General features: G+C 69.3%; 15 protein-coding genes. 8 read left to right on the top strand and 7 right to left on the bottom strand.

Features of this window, described 5'->3' with window-relative positions; all coding sequences use genetic code 11:
• Window positions 1-35: 35 nt before the first annotated feature.
• Genes ybiA through AC07N1_RS10240 form a run of 3 tightly spaced genes read right to left on the bottom strand, consistent with a single transcriptional unit; the run spans window position 36 to window position 4,141 of the window.
• Entirely contained in the window at window positions 36-542 is a 507-nt protein-coding gene (gene ybiA, locus AC07N1_RS10250; protein WP_494671707.1) for a riboflavin biosynthesis intermediates N-glycosidase, read from the bottom strand.
• Entirely contained in the window at window positions 539-2,695 is a 2,157-nt protein-coding gene (gene scpA / locus AC07N1_RS10245) for a methylmalonyl-CoA mutase (RefSeq protein ID WP_494671706.1), read from the bottom strand. Before scpA ends, ybiA begins: the two co-directional genes overlap by 4 nt.
• Window positions 2,696-2,698: 3 nt before the next feature.
• Complete coding sequence (locus AC07N1_RS10240) at window positions 2,699-4,141, bottom strand: methylmalonyl-CoA mutase family protein (RefSeq protein WP_494671810.1); 1,443 nt, start codon at window positions 4,139-4,141, stop codon at window positions 2,699-2,701.
• A 183-nt stretch (window positions 4,142-4,324) separates the two neighbouring features.
• On the opposite strand from AC07N1_RS10240, the gene AC07N1_RS10235 reads away from it, so the two are divergent.
• The 6 genes from AC07N1_RS10235 (at window position 4,325) to AC07N1_RS10210 (ending at window position 12,187) form a co-directional block, all read left to right on the top strand.
• The gene (locus tag AC07N1_RS10235) at window positions 4,325-5,332 is read left to right on the top strand and encodes an NAD(P)H-dependent flavin oxidoreductase (protein WP_494671705.1); all 1,008 of its coding nucleotides are present in this window, start codon (window positions 4,325-4,327) and stop codon (window positions 5,330-5,332) included.
• Between the two features lie 93 nt (window positions 5,333-5,425).
• Window positions 5,426-6,163: a DUF2793 domain-containing protein gene (locus AC07N1_RS10230; RefSeq protein WP_494671704.1), complete on the top strand. Its 738-nt coding sequence runs from the start codon at window positions 5,426-5,428 to the stop codon at window positions 6,161-6,163.
• Window positions 6,164-6,625: 462 nt separating this feature from the next.
• Window positions 6,626-7,201 carry a TMEM165/GDT1 family protein gene (locus tag AC07N1_RS10225; RefSeq protein ID WP_494671703.1) on the top strand — a complete coding sequence of 192 codons (576 nt, stop codon included), beginning with the start codon at window positions 6,626-6,628 and terminating at the stop codon, window positions 7,199-7,201.
• Window positions 7,202-7,259: 58 nt separating this feature from the next.
• Window positions 7,260-10,865, top strand: a complete 3,606-nt coding sequence (locus AC07N1_RS10220) for a hydantoinase B/oxoprolinase family protein (RefSeq protein WP_494671702.1) — start codon at window positions 7,260-7,262, stop codon at window positions 10,863-10,865.
• A gap of 59 nt (window positions 10,866-10,924) precedes the next feature.
• Window positions 10,925-11,530: a peptidylprolyl isomerase gene (locus AC07N1_RS10215; protein WP_494671701.1), complete on the top strand. Its 606-nt coding sequence runs from the start codon at window positions 10,925-10,927 to the stop codon at window positions 11,528-11,530.
• 60 nt (window positions 11,531-11,590) lie between these two features.
• Entirely contained in the window at window positions 11,591-12,187 is a 597-nt protein-coding gene (locus AC07N1_RS10210) for an SRPBCC family protein (RefSeq protein WP_494671700.1), read from the top strand.
• Here the strand turns inward: AC07N1_RS10210 and AC07N1_RS10205 are convergent.
• From AC07N1_RS10205 to AC07N1_RS10195, 3 genes are read right to left on the bottom strand one after another with little or no spacing between them, the layout of a single operon-like run.
• Window positions 12,184-12,537 (bottom strand): potassium channel family protein, encoded by a 354-nt coding sequence (locus tag AC07N1_RS10205; RefSeq protein ID WP_494671699.1) that lies wholly within the window; start codon window positions 12,535-12,537, stop codon window positions 12,184-12,186. The two genes, AC07N1_RS10210 and AC07N1_RS10205, sit on opposite strands and share 4 nt — an antisense overlap.
• Before the next feature lie 15 nt (window positions 12,538-12,552).
• On the bottom strand, window positions 12,553-13,101 hold the full coding sequence (locus tag AC07N1_RS10200; RefSeq protein ID WP_494671698.1) for a single stranded DNA-binding domain-containing protein: 549 nt from the start codon (window positions 13,099-13,101) through the stop codon (window positions 12,553-12,555).
• Window positions 13,098-13,841: a 2OG-Fe(II) oxygenase family protein gene (locus AC07N1_RS10195; RefSeq protein ID WP_494671697.1), complete on the bottom strand. Its 744-nt coding sequence runs from the start codon at window positions 13,839-13,841 to the stop codon at window positions 13,098-13,100. Before AC07N1_RS10195 ends, AC07N1_RS10200 begins: the two co-directional genes overlap by 4 nt.
• A 618-nt stretch (window positions 13,842-14,459) precedes the next feature.
• On the opposite strand from AC07N1_RS10195, the gene AC07N1_RS10190 reads away from it, so the two are divergent.
• A complete protein-coding gene (locus tag AC07N1_RS10190) occupies window positions 14,460-17,399 on the top strand; it encodes a TonB-dependent receptor domain-containing protein (protein ID WP_494671696.1) in 2,940 nt (979 codons plus the stop codon).
• A 100-nt stretch (window positions 17,400-17,499) separates the two neighbouring features.
• Here the strand turns inward: AC07N1_RS10190 and AC07N1_RS10185 are convergent, their stop codons facing one another.
• Window positions 17,500-18,867 carry a pectate lyase gene (locus AC07N1_RS10185; RefSeq protein WP_494671695.1) on the bottom strand — a complete coding sequence of 456 codons (1,368 nt, stop codon included), beginning with the start codon at window positions 18,865-18,867 and terminating at the stop codon, window positions 17,500-17,502.
• A gap of 318 nt (window positions 18,868-19,185) precedes the next feature.
• On the opposite strand from AC07N1_RS10185, the gene AC07N1_RS10180 reads away from it, so the two are divergent.
• Complete coding sequence (locus tag AC07N1_RS10180; protein WP_494671694.1) at window positions 19,186-20,289, top strand: methyl-accepting chemotaxis protein; 1,104 nt, start codon at window positions 19,186-19,188, stop codon at window positions 20,287-20,289.
• The last annotated feature ends 42 nt before the right edge of the window (window positions 20,290-20,331 follow it).

The raw sequence follows: 20,331 nt of genomic DNA, 5'->3' as shown, positions 1-20,331 counted from the left end.
CGGCGTTCGCGATGGAGAAACGGTGCAGACGCCGGTTAGCCGGTCAGGCACGTTCTCACCTCGGTTAGGATCCGGCCCAGCAGGTTCTCGCCTTTCCAGTCCTCCGGCCGCTGCAAGGCGGGATCGTCGGCGGAAAGGCCGACGCCCCAGTTCCAGTCGCGGGGATTGGCCTCGACCAGCATCGCCTCGCCGGTGGCCATGAGTTGGCGGCGCGCGCCGTCGTTCTGGCCGAACTTGGCCAGGCTGCCGCGATGGACGATATCGACCTTCCAGGCGTCCCAGGTCTCCTGCGCGAAGCCGGCGACGGTCTGGCCGAGACGTTTCTGCACCGAGGGATCCGGCGTGGCCAGGATTGCCGTGGCGACCGCCTCGTCGCCGAACAGGCGGGCCTTGCCGTACATCATCCACTGCTCGGCGGTGGCGAAGTCCAGGCCCTCCAGCGTGAACGGCGTGACGTGCCACTGGCTGAACACCCCCTTCAGGAAGGGATGGAAACTCGTGAACGCGGACGGATGCGGCAGGTCGTCGGCCGTGACCGTCACGCCGCCTCGCCTTGGGTGTAGCCCAGCTGCTTGTTCAGCTTGTCGAGCAGCTCGATCACCGCCTCGGCGATCACCGTGCCGGGCGGGAAGATCGCCGCGGCGCCGGCGTCGCGCAGGGCCTGGAAGTCCTGCGGCGGGATCACGCCGCCGACCACCATCATGATGTCGGCACGGCCCTGCTTGCCGAGTTCGGCCTTCAGTTCCGGCGCCAGGGTCAGGTGCCCGGCCGCCAGCGACGAGGCGCCGACGATGTGGACGTCGTTTTCCACGGCCTGCCTGGCGGCCTCGGCCGGTGTTTGAAATAGCGGGCCGATGTCGACGTCGAAACCGAGGTCGGCGAAGGCGGTGGCGATCACCTTCTGGCCGCGGTCGTGGCCGTCCTGGCCCATCTTGGCGACCAGGATGCGCGGGCGGCGACCGTCGGCCTGGGCGAAGGCCTCGACCATGGCCTTGGCGCGGGCGGTGGTGGGGTCCGAACCGGCTTCCTTCATGTAGACCCCCTGGATCGACTTGATCTCGGCCCGGTGGCGGCCGAACACCCGCTCCAGGGCGTCGCTGATCTCGCCGACCGTGGCCTTGGCGCGGGCCGCATCGACGGCCAGGGCCAGCAGGTTGCCGGTTCCGCGTGCCCCGTCCTCCAGCGCCTTCAGTGCGCCTTGCGTGGCGGCCGGATCGCGCTCTGCCTTCAGCCGGGCCAGCTTTTCGAGCTGCTGGTTGCGCACCGAGCTGTTGTCGACCTTCAGCATCGGGATGACGTCGGCGACCTCGGGCTTGTAGCGATTGACGCCCACCACGCTCTGGCGATTGGAGTCGATGCGGGCCTGGGTCTTGGCGGCGGCTTCCTCGATGCGCAGCTTGGGGATGCCCTGCTCGATGGCCTTGGCCATGCCGCCGGCCGCCTCGACCTCTTCGATGTGGGCCAGGGCCTTGACCGCCAGGTCATGGGTCAGGCGCTCGACGTAGTACGAACCGCCCCAAGGGTCGGCGACGCGGGTCGTGCCGCTTTCCATCTGCAGGAACAGCTGGGTGTTGCGGGCGATGCGGGCCGAAAAATCGGTGGGCAGAGCCAGGGCTTCGTCCAGGGCGTTGGTGTGCAGGCTCTGGGTCTGGCCGTTGACGGCCGCCATGGCCTCCACGCAGGTGCGCGAGACGTTGTTGAACACGTCCTGCGCGGCCAGCGACCAGCCGCTGGTCTGGCTGTGGGTGCGAAGGCTGAGCGAGCGGTCGTCCTTCGGCTCGAACTCGCGCTTCATCAGCCGGGCCCAGAGCAGGCGGGCGGCCCGCATCTTGGCCACTTCCATGAAGTAGTTCATGCCGATGGCCCAGAAGAAGCTCAGGCGCGGCGCGAAGGCGTCGATGCTCATGCCGGCCGCGACGCCCGCCCGGGCGTATTCGATGCCGTCGGCCAGGGTGTAGGCCAGCTCCAGATCGGCCGAGGCCCCGGCTTCCTGCATGTGGTAGCCGCTGATCGAGATCGAGTTGAACTTGGGCATGTTCGCCGAGGTGAAGGCGAAGATGTCCGAGATGATCCGCATCGAGGGCGCGGGCGGATAGATGTAGGTGTTCCGCACCATGAACTCTTTGAGGATGTCGTTCTGGATCGTGCCCGACAGCTTGTCGGGGCTGACGCCCTGTTCCTCGGCGGCGACGATGTAGAGCGCCAGGATCGGCAGCACCGCGCCGTTCATGGTCATCGACACGCTCATCTTGTCGAGCGGGATGCCGCTGAACAACGTGCGCATGTCGAGGATCGAGTCGATGGCCACGCCCGCCATGCCGACGTCGCCCTTCACCCGCTCGTGGTCTGAGTCATAGCCGCGGTGGGTGGCCAGGTCGAAGGCGACCGAGAGGCCCATCTGACCGGCCGCCAGGTTGCGGCGGTAGAAGGCGTTCGAATCCTCGGCCGTGGAGAAGCCGGCGTACTGGCGGATCGTCCACGGGTTGGTGACGTACATGGTCGGATAGGGGCCGCGCACGAAGGGCGCGACGCCGGGGCGGCCGTCGGTGAAGTCCAGCCCCGCCGCATCGTCGGCGGTGAATGAGGGCGCGACGTCGACGCCCTCGGGCGTGCTCCAGGCCTTCCCGGCCTCCGGCGCGGCCGTCGGCTCGGGCGTCTCGAAGGCGACGTCGGCGAAGTCGGGGAACTTGCTCATGGCTCAGGCTCCCTCGAAGGCGGCGGCGAAGCGGATGGGCGTCAGCGCCGGGCAGCGGCTGTCGGGGCCGGGCAGGCGCGGGTCGGGACCATCGACGGCGAAGGCGGCCGGATCGGGCGTCTCGACCTCGGGCGTCTTGTCGTCGGCGTTGGGGAAGGCGGTGACGCCCAGGATCTTGCGGCTCTTGTCGGCGAAGGACGCCTCCTGCCCTTCGCGCGTCTCGGCGACGATGTCGGCGATCAGGCCGCTCTCCAGCGCCTTGACGATGCCGCCGTCGGCCTCGATGGCCTGGAAGCCGCCCCAGGCGGCGCGGGCCAGCTGGTCGGTCAGGGTGTCGAGATACCAGGCGCCGCCGGCCGGGTCGGCGACGCGGCCAAGGTGGCTTTCTTCCATCAGCACCAGCTGTGTGTTGCGGGCCTGACGGCGGGCGAAGGCGGTCGGCAGGCCGACGGCGTCGGTGAAATTGCCCAGCATCACCGTGTCGGCCCCGCCCACCGCGCCCGCGAAGCCGGCGGCGGTGAGGCGCAGCAGGTTGGTCCAGGCGTCGGCCTTGGCCAGCATCCGCCCCGAGGAGCGGGCCTCGATCCGGGCGGGAGCCTCGACGCCGCAGGCCTTGGTCAGTTGCGCCCACAGCGTGCGGACGGCGCGCACCTTGGCCACGCCCGTGAAGTATTCGCCGTCCAGGCTGACGCCCAGCACGATGCGCGACCAGGCCTCGTCCATGGAGAGGCCCGCGCGGACCCCGGCCTTGGCGTAGGCCACGGCGGCGGCGGCCATGACCGCCAGCTCCTCGGCGTTGGAGCCGCCGGCTTCGTGCACGGCGCGGCCGGTGGCCAGGAACAGGCTGGCCGTAGCGTAGGTCTCGGCGAGGCGCGCGCCGACCGTGGCGGCGCTGAAGACGTGGCTCTCGATCGGGCCGGGGCTGACGCCGGCCTGCATCCAGGCGGTCAGCGGATCCATGTGGAAGGCCAGCGGCGCGTTGGGCGCGGCCTTGGCCAGGGCGCCCAGCCAGTCGGCGGCCCTGGGTCCCAGGAACCCGGCGTCCAGCGACACGGGGGCCAGATCCAGCAGCACGCCGTCCAGCACGCGGGCCAGGTCCTCGCGCGAGCCGACGGCGACGCCGGCCTCGCCCTTCGGGTCCAGCGCCAGCAGCACCGAGGCCGCGCCGTTCTCAAGATCCTTCAGGATCTCGCCAGCCGCGTGCCTGGGATCGGGGTGGGCGACGCGGGTGCGCAGGTCCCACGGGCGATCGACGTCGCGCGGGCGCAGGTCGCGAGCGACGGTCACCGCGTCTTCGGCGGTGTAGAGCGGGCGGATGGTGATCCCGTCGGGCGTGGCGCGTGTCAGGGTCTCGTCGAAATCGGCCCCCTTCAGGGTCTTCTCGACCAGCTTCAGCCACCTGGCTTGCGCCAGATTCTCGTCGGGCGGACCGAAGTCGGCGGCCAAAAGAGCGGGGGCCTCGCTCACGACGGGTTTCTCCTGCGGTGCGGCAATTTCTGGTTTTGACGTCCAGTTGCGCGCCTGCCGTGACGGAGGTCAAGCGCTTGCAAGGGGCATGAACGAGCGTTTAAGCTAACGCTGTTAACATGCGCGGCGCGTGACGTCGCGGAACGAGGAGACCCCCGTCCCATGGCTCTGCCGCCCATTCTGCGTGACCGTCTGCGCCTGCCGGTGATCGCCTCGCCGCTGTTCATCATCAGCAATCCGGATCTCGTGATCGCCGAGTGCAAGGCCGGCATCGTCGGTTCGTTCCCGTCGCTGAACGCCCGCCCGCTGTCGCAGCTGGACGAGTGGCTGGCCCGCATCACCGAGGAACTGGCCGCCTGGGACAAGGCCAATCCGGACCTGCCGTCGGCCCCGTTCGCGGTCAACCAGATCGTCCACAAGACCAACAACCGGCTCGAGCAGGACATCGAGCTGTGCGTGAAATACAAGGTGCCGGTGGTGATCACCTCGCTGGGCGCGCGCGAGGACCTGAACCAGGCGATCCACTCGTACGGCGGCATCACCCTGCACGACGTCATCAACGACCGCTTCGCCCGCAAGGCCATCGAGAAGGGGGCCGACGGTCTGATTCCGGTGGCGGCCGGGGCCGGCGGCCACGCGGGCGCCATCTCGCCCTTCGCCCTGGTGCAGGAGATCCGCACCTGGTTTGACGGCCCGGTGGCCCTGTCGGGCGCCATCGCCAGCGGCCGCTCGGTGCTGGCGGCCCAGGCCATGGGCGCGGACCTGGCCTATATCGGCTCGGCCTTCATCGCGACCGAAGAGGCCAATGCGCCCGAGGCCTACAAGCAGACGATCACCGAGGCCAACGCCAGCGACATCGTCTATTCGAACCTCTTCACCGGCGTGCACGGCAACTATCTGCGCCAGTCGATCGTCGCCGCGGGCCTGGACCCCGACAACCTGCCGGAAAGCGATCCGTCGAAGATGAGCTTCGGCTCGGGCGGCAACCAGGACGCCAAGGCCTGGCGCGATATCTGGGGCTCGGGCCAGGGCATCGGCGCCATCAAGGAAGTGCTGCCGGTGGCCGAACGCATCGCCAAGCTGGCGGAGGAATATGAGGACGCCAAGGCCGAACTGGCGGCCAAGACCGCGCTGACGGCCGGTAATCGCCTGGCTTTCGCCGCCGAGTAGGACGGGGATCGCGCCGGGGATGAAGGCGGCTTCGTCCCCGGCGACTCCGGCCGGGCGATCCTAGGCGGGTTCGAAACCCGCCAGGAGCGCCCTATGTCCGACGCCGCCACGCCCCGTCTTTCGCTGCCCTATGTGGCCGCGGGGCAAGCCCAGAAGCACGTCACCGTCAACGAGGGCCTCGCCCGGCTGGACGGCCTGGTCCAGCCCTGCGTCGTCAGCCGCACGATCGCGGCCCAGCCAGCCGCGCCCGCCGATGGGGCGATGTGGATCCGCCCCGCCACGGCCACCGGCGCCGACTGGGCGCCGGCTCCCGTCGGCAGGCTGATGCGCTTCGAGGCCGGGGCCTGGGAGGCCATCGCGCCGGCCGCCGGCTTCACCGCCTGGATCGCCGACGAGGGCCAGATGGCCGTGTTCACCGGCTCGGCCTGGGTTGCGCTGTCCTCGACCTTCCAGGGCCTGACCGCCGCCCGCTCGCCGTTCGGCGCCGAGGTTCGCGTCGAGATCCGCGAGGTCGAGGCGACCCTCAGCGGCGCCTCGGTGGCCACGGCCGCCGTGATCCCGGCCCGCTCGATCGTGCTGGGCGTTTCCACCCGCACCAGTGCGGCTGTTACTGGCGCGATCTCCTACAGCTGCGGCGTCGCCGGCGAGACCGGCAAGTTCGGCAGTTCGCTGGGCGTGGCTCTGAACGCCGGCAACATCGGCGTGGTGGGGCCTAGCGCCTATTACGCCGACACGCCGGTGGTGCTCACCGCGGCCGGCGGCAGCTTCGTCGGCGGCAAGGTGCGGGTGTCGATTCAGCTGCTGCGGTTCGAAGCGCCGGCGGCGGTTTAGGACCACTTTTCCTCTTCCTCCCGTCATTCCCGCCCTTGTGGCGGGAACCTCTGGTTCCGCTTGCACGTGAGGCGCAAGCGACGCGCTCTGCGCGTCGCCCCATCCGCCCTTGCAGCTGACAGAGGGTTTCCCGCCACAAGGGCGGGAATGACGGGAGTGGGGGGAGGGGCGGCGGGTTCACCGGACCCTCCGCCAGCCGACCACGCCGCCACTTGCGAATGGCTCTCTGCTTGATCCGGCCGGCCAGCCCGGCTAAACGCCCCTAACCCTTTGGGGAGTAGCCGCCCGCGCCTATCAGCGGGGCCCGCCGTCAACATACTTGCTCTCCGGAGCATGGCGCGGGTGAAGGAAGCACCGACAGCTTTCTTGGCGAGACCAACGGCGTCGTTTCCCGTCCGGGCTGGGCGGGGAAACGGTCGCTGTCGTCTTGTCTGCGCTCGGCCCCGCAACGGTATCTGATCCATGGAATCCCTCCTCGTCTCGACCCTGGTCGTGGCCGTGGCCGAAATCGGCGACAAGACCCAGCTGCTGGCCATCATCCTGGCCACGCGCTTCAAGAAGCCGATCCCGATCATCCTCGGCATCCTAGTCGCCACCCTGCTGAACCACGCGCTGGCGGCTCTCGCCGGTTCGCTGGTCGCGCAATATCTGCAAGGCGCCTGGTTCCAGTGGGTGATCGCCCTGTCGTTCATCGCCATGGCCGCCTGGGCGCTGATCCCCGACAAGGCCGACGACGAGGACGGCGGCGCGGTGGGCCGCTACGGGGTCTTTCTGACCACGGCCGTGGCCTTCTTCCTGGTCGAGATGGGCGACAAGACCCAGATCGCCACGGTCGCCCTGGGCGCCCAGTTCCACAACGTGCCGCTGGTGGCCGCCGGCACCACGCTGGGCATGATGCTGGCCAACGTGCCGGCCGTTTATCTGGGCGAGGCGGCGACCAGGATCGTGCCGCTGAAGTACGTGCGCATCGGCGCGGCGCTGATCTTCCTCGGTCTGGGCCTCTGGGGCGTCGCGACCCTGCTGGGCGTCTTCAAGTAATGACGTGAGGAGGGGCGGGAGCTATGCACGGGACGAACGTTCCGGAGTCTCCCGCCCCATGACCCTCGAAGACCCGCGCGCGACCGGTTGGGAATTCTGGATCGATCGCGGCGGCACCTTCACCGACATCGTCGCCCGCCGGCCGGACGGGCGGCTGGTCACCCACAAGCTGCTGTCGGAAAACCCCGAGCAATACGAAGACGCCGCCGTGGCCGGGGTCCGCGCCTTGCTGGAGCAAGGTGGCGGCGGGACGGTCGAGGCGGTGAAAATGGGCACCACGGTGGCCACCAACGCCCTGCTCGAACGCAAGGGCGAGCCGACGCTGCTGGCGATCACCCAGGGCCACGCCGACGCCCTGCGCATCGGCCAGCAGGCCCGGCCCAAGCTGTTCGACCGCAACATCATAAAGCCCGAGGCCCTCTACACCCGTGTCGTCGAGATCGACGAGCGCATCGGCGTCGATGGCGAGGTGGTGCGGCCGCTGAATGAGGCCGCCGCCCGCGAGGGCTTGCAGGCCGCCTACGACGCCGGTTTCCGCGCCGTGGCCATCGTGCTGCTGCACGGCTTCCGCTTCACCGACCACGAGGCGCGCGTCGCCGCCATCGCCCGCGAGATCGGCTTCACCCAGGTCTCGGCCAGCCACGAGGTCAGCCCGCTGATGAAGCTGGTCGGGCGGGGCGACACGGCGGTGGTCGACGCCTATCTGTCGCCGATCCTGCGCCGATACGTCGACCAGGTGGCCTCGCGGCTGGGGACGGAGACGCGCCTCTTCTTCATGCAGTCGAACGGCGGCCTGACCGACGCTCGCGCCTTCCGGGGCAAGGACGCTATCCTGTCCGGTCCGGCCGGCGGCGTGGTGGGCATGGCCAAGACGGCGGCCGAGGCGGGGTTCACCCGCGTCATCGGCTTCGACATGGGCGGCACCTCGACCGACGTCTGCCACTATGCCGGCGAGTACGAGCGGGCCTACGAGACGGTGGTGGCCGGGGTGCGGATGCGCGCCCCCATGATGAACATCCACACCGTGGCGGCCGGCGGCGGTTCGATCTGCAGCTTCGACGGCGCGCGGCTGCGGGTGGGACCAGCCTCGGCCGGCGCCAATCCCGGTCCGGCCTGCTATCGGCGCGGCGGACCGCTGACGGTGACCGACTGCAACGTCATGCTGGGCAAGCTGCAACCCGAGTTCTTCCCGCACGTCTTTGGGCCGAACGCCGACCAGCCGCTGGACCGCGACGTGGTGGTGGAGCGCTTCGAGGCCCTGGCCGCCGAGATCGCCGCCGCCACGGGGCGCGCCATGAGCCCGGCCGAGATCGCCGAAGGCTTCCTGACGATCGCCGTCGAGAACATGGCGAAAGCCGTGCGCCAGATCTCGATCCAGCGCGGCTACGACGTCACCCGCTACGTCCTCGCCTGCTTCGGCGGCGCGGGCGGCCAGCACGCCTGCCTGGTGGCCGATGCGCTCGGCATGAAGACGGTGATGATCCATCCGTTCGCAGGCGTGCTCAGCGCCTACGGCATGGGCTTGGCCGATCTGCGCCTGCTGCGCGAGACCACGGTCGAGCAGGGCCTCGACGAGGCCGCCGCCACCCTGCCGGCCCGCGCCGCCGCCCTGGCCGCCGAGGCGGAAGCCGCCCTGCGCGCCCAGGACGCGCCGCTGGTGACGGTCGAGACCGAGGCGGCCCTGCTGGTGAAGTACGCCGGCACGGATACGCCTCTGCGCGTGCCGCTCACCGATGCGGCGGGCGTGAAGGCCGCCTTCGAGACCCTGCACCAGCGCCGTTTCGGCTTCGTCTCGCCGGCGACGCCGCTGGTGGTCGAGACCCTCAGCGTCGAGGCGATTGGCCATGCCGACGCCGGCGCCGCGCCCGACCTCGGCGCCGGCGAAGGCGGGCAGGGCGGGGTGCTGGCCACCGTGCCCGCGCGCCTGGCCGGACAAGCCTACGACACCCCGGTGCTCGACCGCGCTGGCCTGGCGGTCGACGCCGAGGTCGCAGGGCCGGCGATCATCCGCGAGGCCACCGGCACCACCGTGGTCGAGCCCGGCTGGCGCGCCCGCGTCGACGCGCACCACAACCTGATCCTCGACCGCGTAGAGGCCCTCGCGCCGCGTCGCGCGGCCGGCACGGAAGCTGATCCTGTTATGCTGGAGGTGTTCAACAACCTCTTCATGGCCGTGGCCGAGGAGATGGGCTTCGCGCTGCAGAACACCGCCTATTCGGTCAACATCAAGGAGCGGCTCGACTTTTCCTGCGCCCTGTTCGACCGCGATGGCGACCTGATCGCCAACGCCCCGCACATGCCGGTGCACCTGGGCTCGATGGGCGACAGCGTGCGGGCGATCCGCGATGGGCGCAGCCATGACGGCCGTGGCATGGTGCCCGGCGACGTCTACATGCTCAATGCCCCCTATGCCGGCGGCACCCACCTGCCGGACGTGACCGTGGTCATGCCGGTGTTCGACGCGAACCAGGCCTTGCTCTTCTACGTCGCCGCGCGGGGCCACCAGGGCGACATCGGCGGGATCACCCCCGGCTCCATGCCGCCGGGCAGCCGGACGGTCGAGGAGGAGGGCGTCCTCATCGAGAACTTCCTGCTGGTCGAGGGCGGGCGGTTCCTGGAGGTCGAGACCCGCGCGCTGCTGGCCTCGGGCAGGTGGCCGGCGCGCAATCCCGACCAGAACATCGGCGACCTCAAGGCCCAGGTCGCCGCCTGCGCGCGCGGCGCCGAGAGCCTGACCGGCCTCGTCGCCGAGTTCGGCCAGGACGTGGTCGAAGCCTACATGGCCCACGTGCAGGACAACGCCGAGGAGGCCGTGCGCCGGGTGCTGGCCCGGCTGTCGGACGGCGACTTCGCCTACGAGCTCGACGACGGCAGCGTGGTGAAGGTGGCGATCACGGTGGACCAGGCCGCGCGCACCGCCCGCGTGGATTTCACCGGCACCAGCGATCAGGTGCCGACCAACTTCAACGCCCCGGCCTCGATCTGCCGGGCGGCTGCTCTGTATGTCTTCCGCACGCTGGTGGACGACGAGATCCCGATGAACGACGGCTGCCTGCGGCCGGTCGAGCTGGTCATTCCCGAAGGCTCGATGCTGAAGCCGCGCTATCCGGCGGCGGTGGTGGCCGGAAACGTCGAGACCAGCCAGGTGGTGGTCGACGCCCTCTACGGCGCGCTGGGCGTCATGGCGGCGGCGCAGGGCACGATGAACAACTTCACCTTCGGCGACGAGCGGCGGCAGTATTACGAAACCATCTGCGGCGGGGCCGGGGCCGGGCCGAACTTCGACGGCGCCGACGCGGTCCAGACCCACATGACCAACAGCCGCCTGACCGATCCCGAGGTGCTGGAGACCCGCTATCCGGTGCGGGTCGAGGCCTTCTCGATCCGCAGGGGCTCGGGCGGGGCCGGCGAGCATCGGGGCGGAGACGGGGTGGTTCGCACCATCGGCTTCCGCGAACCGATGATCGTCACCCTACTGTCCAACCGCCGCCGCGTGCCGCCGTTCGGCCTGCATGGCGGGGCGAGCGGGGCGCTGGGCCTGGCGCGGATCGAGCGGGCGGACGGGACGGTCCAGCCCTTGGCGGCCACCGACGAGGCCCAGGTCGCGGCGGGCGACCGCGTGGTCATCGAGACGCCGGGCGGCGGCGGCTGGGGCAAGGCCTGAGCCTTCCGTCGCGCGATCCCGCGCGCTAAGCATCCCCGAACGCAGGAGAGGCCCAGCCCATGACCGACATCGCCCGCCGCACCCTGATCGGCGCCGCCGGCCTGGTGGTCGCCACGCGGGGCTTGGCCCTCGCCGCCGGCAAGCCCAAGGTGGCGATCCAGACCAGCGCCGGGCTGATCGTGGTCGAGCTGGAGGACAAGAAAGCCCCGATCACGGCGGCCAACTTCCTGCGCTATGTCGACGCCAAGAAGTACGACGGCGGGACCTTCTACCGGGCCTCGCGGACCAAGGGCGTGAAGGGCGCGGGCTCGATCCAGGGCGCGCCGCCGCAGCGCGCTCGGCGCTTCGCCCCCATCGCCCACGAGAGCACCACCCAGACCGGCCTGCGCCACAAGCCGGGCACGATCTCGCTGGCCCGCAACGCGCCGGGCACGGCCACCTGCGACTTCTTCATCTGCGCCAGCGCCATGCCCTATCTCGACGCCCATCCGGGCGCGAAAGGCGACAACCTCGGCTTCGCCGCCTTCGGAACCGTGGTCGAGGGCCTGCCGATCGTGAAGAAGATCCTGGCCATGCCCACGGGCGGTCCGGCCTACACCGAGGCGATGAAGGACGAGATGCTGAAGGCGCCGGTCCAGATCCTGGGCATGAAGCGGACGGGATGAGCCGCATCTGATCGCCTGGCGGATACGTAGCTGTCTTCGGGGACGAACCTGGAGACGCCGTTGCGGACGATATCGCTCCTGATGCTGGGCTCGTCTTTGGCTTGGGCCGCCGCCGCGCCGGCCGGCGCCTTCGAGCTGTCGCCGGAGGCGCGGGCCAGCCTGGCGCGCGGCGAGGCCCATGCCGAGGTCTCGCCCGATCCGGCCGGGGCGACCGGCGGCCAGGTGCGCGGGGTGATCGACATCGCCGCCCCGCCCGACCACGTCTGGGCCGTGCTGACCGACTGCGCCAGCGCGGCGCGGATGATCACCAATCTCGAACGCTGCGCGGTGCTGTCAGGCGACCAGAAACGCGGCTGGGACGTCCGCGAGCACGTCACCCGCAAGAGCCTGTTCTTTCCCCGCATGCGCATCGTGTTCCGCTCGGACTACGAAGGGCGGCGGCGCATTCGTTTCCGGCTGGTCGAGGGCGACCTGAAAGCGGAGGAGGGCGAATGGCGGCTGCAGCCCCTGGCCGGCGGCGCGGGCACGCGGGTGTTCTACGAGAACCGCCTGGCCGTGGACTGGGTCATCCCCAAGGCCCTGCTGCGCGCCGGCCTGCGCAAGGATACGCCCAAGGCCTTGGCCAGGCTGCGCTCGGCCTGCCTCGAGGCCGGTTAGGTCTTCTCGTTCAGCCTGGCCTCCAGCCGGGCCAGCGTCGCCTTCAGCTCTTCCTGCTCGATGTGGCTGAACTCGTTGGCGTCCTTGATGCAGCGCGAGCAGATGTTGCCGATCAGCAGCGGCAGGATCAGCAGCAGGGTCACGTGCATCAGCGCGACGGCGGTCAGCCGGCCGCCGGTCGTGGCGGGATACATGTCGCCGTAGCCGACCGTGGTGGCCGTGACGCACGCCCACCAGACGCCGTCGACATAGGACTTGCCCTCGAAGAAGGCGTAGGCGCCGGCCGCCGCCAGCAACAGCACGACATAGACGATCAGCAGCTCGCGAACGGTGTCGAGGTACTTCATCATGGTCGCCTCCCAATCCTATTGCGCGAGGGCCCGTCGGGCCCGGATGGCGCGCTGGCCGTCGATGTTCATCAGGTAGCTGCCCGCCGCGGCCTTGCGGATCTCGACCTTGGAGCCCGGCTTGGGCGGGCTGGACAGTTCGCGGTCGTCGGCCTGGCGCCAGACGGCGCCGTCGGCCAGGGTCAGCACCCAGCGTCCGTCCGGCGCGCGCGAGGCGCGGGTCACCTCGCCGAGGATGCGATCGACCTCTTCCTTCTCCTCGCCGCGATCGAAGATCGACAGAGCCGAAAGATCCAGGCCGAAGGCCTGGCGGCGCGCGGCCTGGGCCTGCTGGCGGTCGACGATGATCACGTCGCCCTTCTTCTCGGCGGCGGTGATGGAGTCGACGGCGGCGTCGTAGCAGGCCAGGCGCTTGTCGCCGTCGGCGATGCCTCGGCAGTCGAGCAGGGCCTTCAGCGCCGGCGCGACGTCGCGGGCGATCGGCGCCGCGGCCTGGGCGGCGGCGACCGCGACGACGGCGGCGAGGCCGGAGGCGACGGCCGCGCGGCCGAAACGGATGCGGGTCATTGCTGCGCTCCTTGAGGGTCGTCGATCAGCCAGCCGGTGACCGACAGGCGCTTGGCGGCGGCGTAGGCGGCGACCGGCGCCACCGAGTGGGCGCGCGGCACCTTGAACAGGGTCAGCACGTTGAAGCCGGGCAGGAAGCCGCGCTCGATCTGGCCGTCGGTGTCGTGGAACAGCAGTTGGCCGCCCCAGTCCGGCCGCCAGCCGCGCGTGAAGCCCAGGGTGAAGGCGGCCAGGCGCGTGTCGCGCCCGTGCTTGTCGTCGTGCAGGGTCAGGAAGTCGCCGGGGCGATAGTTCGAGGCCTGTGCCCTGACGCCGGCCACCTTGTCGAGCCCGATCACGGCGGCGCCGAAGTCGAGAAACGCCTGGCTCTGCACCAGTTCGGTCAGCCGGTGGACGGGCGGGGCGGGGTCGCGGGCGTATTCGTCCTGCAGCGGGTAGGACAGGTGGATGAACGAGAAGCCCCGCGAGGCGCGCTTGATGGCCCCTTGCAGGAACTGGCGCACGGCCGCGTCGCCGAACCGGCGGATGGCCTCGTTGTTGATGACCAGCGTTTCGTTCTTGTCGTCGGGCGCGACGATCGCCCAGGACGAGACGCCGTCCAGCAGGGTCGCGGCGGCGTCGGCGTCGGCGGGTTCAAGAAAGACGGGAATCTGCACCACGCCGTCGCGAGCGAAGATTTCGGCGAACGGCGCCGGGTCCAGGTCCGCGCGGATGCGCAGGGCGGGTCTGGCGACCGTCATCGGGCGGCGTCGTGCACGGCGAATCTCCCCCGTCGCGCCAGAAGCGGCGACGGGTTCTAGCTAACAGATCGCCGTTCGCCGGTTCAATCGTCCCACGCCTGTCGAGGTGTATGGGCGCCGAATAAGCAGGCGCCGGCGCCTCGCCGACGGGGCTGCAGCGTTCCTGGGCGTTTCTGATCATTACTACATAGCAATGTTATTGCGACGCCCGGGCCGTGTCGTCTAGTCAAGGTTCCGAGGTTTTGTATATCGTCGACGTCGCAAAATTCGATCTGCGAACCGTCGGCTAAGCTGCAAGAATTTGCCGATAACCATCAGGCGGTCTTCAGAGCGCCGCTTACCGCTTATCGATAAGCTTCATTTCACTGAAATCCCGATCCCTGGGATCTTTTCCACCTTTATGGGCGAAGCTGGCGTCATATGTGGCGTCTTTAGGGCAGACTGCGTCTCTTTTGTTACAGTGTGAGCCAAATGTAACCTGCTGATGCGAGGCAAGATTGACCCTGGTTCGGCAAACGCCGTTCATGGCGCGGACCCGCATCGAACCTGACGCGGGGGGGCACTTACGCGCCGCACGGGGGAACGCTGGGCAGCGCGAAAATATGTTTTGGAGGTCTGATGTTGCACGCCTTGTCCATGCGTAAGCGTTTGCTTGCGTCCACCCTTCTCTGCGGCGTGATCGCGCCGGCCGTGGTGGCCTCGCCGGCTTTTGCGCAGGAAGAGCCTGCCGCGGTCGAGGAAATCGTCGTCACCGGTTCGCGCATCGCGCGTCCTGACCTGACCTCCAGCAGCCCCGTCGCCGCCGTCGGCGAAAAGGAACTGCAGCAGTCGGGCGTGGTGAACACCGAAAACCTGATCAACACCCTGCCGCAGGCCGTCCCCGGCATCACCTCGACGGTGAACAACGGCAGCAACGGCACGGCCTCGGTCAGCCTGCGCGGCCTCGGTTCGAACCGCACCCTGGTTCTGGTCGACGGCAAGCGTCAGACCCCGACCACCTCGGCCGGCGCGGTCGACATCAACCTGATCCCGCCGGCGCTGATCAAGCGCATCGAAGTGCTGTCGGGCGGCGGTTCGGCCGTTTACGGCTCGGACGCCATCGCCGGCGTCGTCAACTTCATCCTGAAGGAAGACTTCGAGGGCATGGAGTTCTCGGCTGGCTATCAGGTCACCGACGACGGCGAAGCCCCGATCTATTCCAGCTCGATGACCTTCGGCGCCAACTTCGGCGGCGACAAGAAGGGCAACGTCGTCCTGAGCCTGGGCTACAACAAGCGTGAAGCCCTGACCCAGGGCGAGCGCGGCGGCATGCTGAGCACCGCCTGGGGCGACAACGCCGCCCGCACGGGCCTGGTGCCCAGCGGTTCGGGTTCGAACGAGCCGGGCCAGGTCGGCGCCTTCGTGTCGGGTCGCTTCGTGACCCTGCCGGGCACCGCCAACAGCTCGGCGAACACCGCCCTGTTCCTGACCGACGGCAACGTGCGCCTCTACAACGCGGCGACCGACACCTACAACTTCGCGCCGGTCAACTACGTCCAGACCCCGCAGGAACGCTACTCGCTGACCTCGATCGCCAGCTACGAGGTGAAGCCGGGCCTGACCGCCTACGCCAAGGGCAACTTCGTCAACAGCCAGGTGACCACCCAGCTGGCCCCGACGCCGATCGGCAGCCGGACCTTCCGCTTCACCCTGGACAACAACCCGTTCCTGACCGCGGCCGCCAAGACCGCCCTGAACAGCCTGGGTTCGAGCACCGCCTACACGATCCCGTCGAGCGCCTCGTGGACCGCCGGCACCTTCACCGACGTGGATAGCGACGGCGACGGCATCTACGACACCGTCACCGGCGTCTTCAACCGCCGCCTCAGCGAAGTCGGCCCGCGCGTCTCGAAGTACAACTTCACCGGCTTCCAGATCCAACTGGGCCTGAAGGGCGAGATCGAAGCCATCAACGGCGGCTTCGACACCTACTTCCAGTACGGCAACACCCACGGCAGCAACTCGCTGCTGGGCGACACCAGCCTGGCCCGCATCCAGCAGGCCCTGCTGCTCAACGCGACCGGCACCGGCTGCGCCGACACCTCGAACGGCTGCGTGCCGATCAACCTGTTCGGCCAGGGCAACATTTCGGCCGCCGCGGCGAACTTCATCAAGACGCGGATCAACTCGTCGCAGGACTACGAGCAGCTGTACGCCGGCCTGATCTTCAACGGCGACACCAGCAACTTCTTCTCGCTGCCCGCCGGCCCGATCGGCTTCGCCGTCGGCGGCGAGTACCGCGCCGAAGACTTCGCCTTCAACCCCAGCCAGGACCTGGCCGTCGGCAACCTGACCGGCTTCAACGCCAGCCCGCCCGTCTCGGGTCGCTTCGACGTCTACGAAGCCTACGCCGAACTGGCCGTGCCGATCCTGAAGGACCTGCCGTTCGTCAAGTCGCTGGACCTGGAACTGGCCGGCCGCGTGTCGGACTACACCACCCAGCCGGATCCGGTCAGCACCTACAAGGTGGCCGGCACCTGGAAGCCCATCGACGACCTGATGCTTCGCGTGTCGTACAACAAGGCGATCCGCGCTCCGTCGATCGGCGAACTGTACTCGCCGCAGAGCAACGGCTTCCCGACCTCGACCGACCCCTGCTCGGCGCGCGCCAACCCGAACGCCCAGGTCCGTCAGGCCTGTATCAACTCGGGCGTCGCGGCGGCTCTGGTCGGCAACATCAACGCCAACCAGCAGACCCAGACCCTGTCGGGCGGCAACCCGAACCTGAAGCCGGAAAAGGGCGTCACCACGACCGCTGGCCTGGTCTACACCCCGCACTGGCTGCCGGGCTTCTCGGTCACCGTCGACTACTTCAAGATCGAGCTGAAGGACGCCATCGACACCTTCGGCGGCGGCACGGCCAACCTGATGGCCGTCTGCTACGGCACGATCGTCAACGGCAACCCGAACTCGCCCTACTGCCAGGCCATCAACCGCCTGTCGAACGGCAGCATCGACTTCGTCTCGTCGATCAACCAGAACGTCGCCGCGCGTAACGTCGAGGGCATCGACCTGGGCGTCACCTGGCGCACGCAACTGGAAGACATCGGCCTGCCGGACTGGGGTTCGCTGGCGGTGCGCTCGCTGTACACCAACACCTGGGAGTACACGATCATCCCGGACGACATCTCGGCTCCGATCAAGTGCGCCGACAAGTTCGGCACCCGCTGCTCGGGCGCCAGCGTCAACCCTCTGCCGCGCCACAAGATCAGCACGGCCGCCAACTGGAAGTTCAAGCAGTTCGGCGTGAACCTGGTGTGGAACCACCTGGACGACGTCATCGACGACGCCCCGGCCACCCGCTACACGGTCGAGCGTATCGGTGCGAAGAACTACTTCGACCTGTCGGCCGACTGGGACGTCACCGACAACCTGGCCTTCACCGCCGGCGTGAAGAACCTGACCCAGGAATCCTACCCGATCCTGGGCGGCAACGCCTCGCCGTCGAACAGCGGCTACCCGGCCGTCTACGACGTCATCGGCCGCGACTACTTCATCACGGCGCGTCTGCGTTACTGATCCGGACGGCGCGCCTCCCCAGGGCGCGCCGATACGGCGTTATGAAAGCCGGCGACCTCGCGGTCGCCGGCTTTCGGCGTTCTGGGGCCGGTCTCCAGCCTCAGCCGCGCCGGCGGGCGGCGTCGGCGAGATAGAGTTCGAGGTTGGTGTAGCCCGAGCCGTCCTTGGCCAGGGCCGGGCCGTCGGCGGCCTTCTTCGGGTCGAGGCCATGGGCCTTTTCCCAGGCGTCGGGCATGCCGTCGCCATCGCTGTCGGGCGCGGGCTTGCCGGCGGGCAGGGCGGGCCAGCCGCCCACGTCGTTCTGGCTGTTGATCACCGCGCCGGTGCGGTCGCGCACGCCGGCCACGACGCGGGCGTCGACGCTGTCGCGGAACACCGAGGCCCCGGCGTCGGCCAGCACGCGCTCATAGGCCTTGTCGGCCGGTTCGGGCGTGACGGGCGCGACCTCGATCGGCGCGGCCTGGCGATAGCCGGCGGGCTCGGGGATGGTGAAGGTCACCAGACTCCAGGGATCGGCCGGAACCGCGCCGGCCATGCTGTTGCCGGCGAAATAGGCCCGGGCGAGGGTGTTGCTCTCCTGGAACGCCACCGGCTTGCCGCTGCTCGGACCAGGGACATAGGCGTTGTCGACGAAGTTGTAGGCCGCCAGCGCCGCCTTGTCGGCGTCGTAGCCGGCATAGCCCTTGCCCCAGTTGTAGAAGACGTTCGACCGGAAATCGAAGAGCGCGCCGACCGGGTCCTTCTCCGGGCCGTCGTAGTTGCCGGGCCTGGGCATGCGGGCCATGTGGCTGGCCCACAGGTTGTGGTGGAAGCTGATCTTCGAGCCCTTGCCGCCGCGGATCAGGCTGCCATAGCCGTGGTCGCCCTTGGCGTGCAGCGAGTGGGCCATGGACTCGGCGATGATCGACCACTGCACCGTCAGGTCGAAGAAGCCCTGGCCCTCCTCGCCATAGCGGGCCGAGGCCGATAGGGTCTCGTCCACCGACCAGCTGGCCGAGACGTGGTCGAGAATGATCCGTCGGCCGTTGTTGATCCAGATTGCGTCGCTCTCGGTCTTGCTCTCGTCGCCCAGGCGCGAGCGGATGAAGCGGATGACGACGTCGTCGGCCGAGACCACCAGGGTGTGGTCGCGCAGGGTGATCCCGCCGCCGGGTGCGGTCTGGCCGGCGATGGTGATGCGCGGCTGGCTGATCTTCAGGTCCGACTTCAGCTGGATCGTGCCGGCCACCTCGAACACCACCGTGCGCGGACCCTTGGCCTCGACGGCGGCGCGCAGCGAGCCGGGGCCGGAGTCGTCCAGGTTGGTCACCTTGATCACCGCCCCGCCGCGGCCGCCCTGCGACAGCCGGCCCGCGCCCTCGGCGCCGGGGAAGGCGAGGGTCTGGCTCATGGCCGCGGTCGCGCCGCCGAGCAGGGCGAGCGCCGCGGCGCCGGCGAGCAGGCGCGGGAGGATGGGGCGGATGGTCATGGCGGTCTGTCTCTCCCCGGAGGCCGGCGAGCGTCGATCGCGTCTCGTCCTGGCGAGCCGACCCTGCCTGTCTCGCCGAAAAATGTCCACCGGTGTCATAAGGCGCGCCCGCCAAGCGTCTTGTGACGTTTGGTTGATTGATAACGACGTTATGTAGATTGCTTGAGCAATCTCTGCTCGAAAACTGTGCTGACGCGGGGCGCTCATTCGCCTCTTCTCCCGCCACGCGAAGTTTCCTTCCGAAATGGGCGGTAGAAACCTGACGCTGGTGTCAACCTTACCGGAGCTTTCGATTCGCGTTCCCGGGGGGGAGCATCCATGTCCGCCGAAGAGTCCACCCTCCGCCCGGAGCGCATCCTCGACCTGTCCGAGCGGCTGAGCATCGTCGCCGGCCAGAAGATCGGCGAGATCTCGACCGTCAACCGCGCCGCCAAGATGCTGGCCATCAACGCCCTGATCGTCGCCGCCCGCGCGGGCGAGGCCGGCAAGGGCTTCGCCATCGTCGCCGAGGAGTTCAAGAAGATCTCGACCCAGATCGACGAGGTGGCCGGGGCCCTGGAAAGCCAGGTGCGCGCCGACCTCGACGAACTGACGGCGATCGGCGGGGCGATCCTGTCGCACCTGCGCGGCCAGCGCCTGGCGGACCTGGCCCTGAACGCCATCGAGATCATCGACCGCAACCTCTATGAGCGCACCTGCGACGTGCGCTGGTGGGCCACCGACAGCGCTGTTGTCGACTGCGCCGTGGCCCCGTCGCGCGAGGCCGCCGACTACGCCAGCCAGCGCCTGCGCGTCATTCTCGACGCCTATACCGTCTATCTGGACCTGTGGATCTGCGACGCGGCCGGGCGGGTGATCGCCAGCGGCCGCCCCGACAAGTACCGGGGCGTGCAGGGCGCCTCGGTCGCCAACGCCGCCTGGTTCCAGGAGGCCATGCGCACCAAGAGCGGCGACGACTTCGCCGTCGCCGACATCGCCCGCCAGCGACTGCTCGAGGATGCTCCGGTCGCCACCTACGCCACGGCCATCCGCGAGGGCGGCCAGGCGCGGGGCAAGGTGATCGGCGTGCTGGGCGTGCACTTCGACTGGCGGCCGCAGGCCCAGGCCATCGTCGACGGCGTGCGCATGACCGACGAGGAGCGCTCGCGCTCGCGGGTCATGCTGCTCGATCAGAACCACCGGGTGCTGGCCGCCTCGGACGGGCAGGGCGTGCTGACCGAAAGCTTCAAGCTCGACACCTCGCACGGCCCGATGGGCAGCTACGCCGAGGGCGACCGCACGATCGGCTACGCCCTGACCCCGGGCTACGAGACCTACAAGGGCCTGGGCTGGTACGGCTGCCTGGTGCAGCGCCAGGCGGTGGACACGCCGCTGCCGGTGGCCGAACGGGTCGTGGACAACGTGCTGCGGCTGAAGGCCTAGCACCGCTTCGCGGACCCCCTCCGGCCCTCTGGGCCACCTCCC

This window comes from Caulobacter sp. GW821-FHT09B11, from assembly GCF_059418205.1.
The sequence above is the reverse complement of the archived record's forward strand: the minus strand, read 5'-3'. Positions and strand labels throughout refer to the sequence as shown.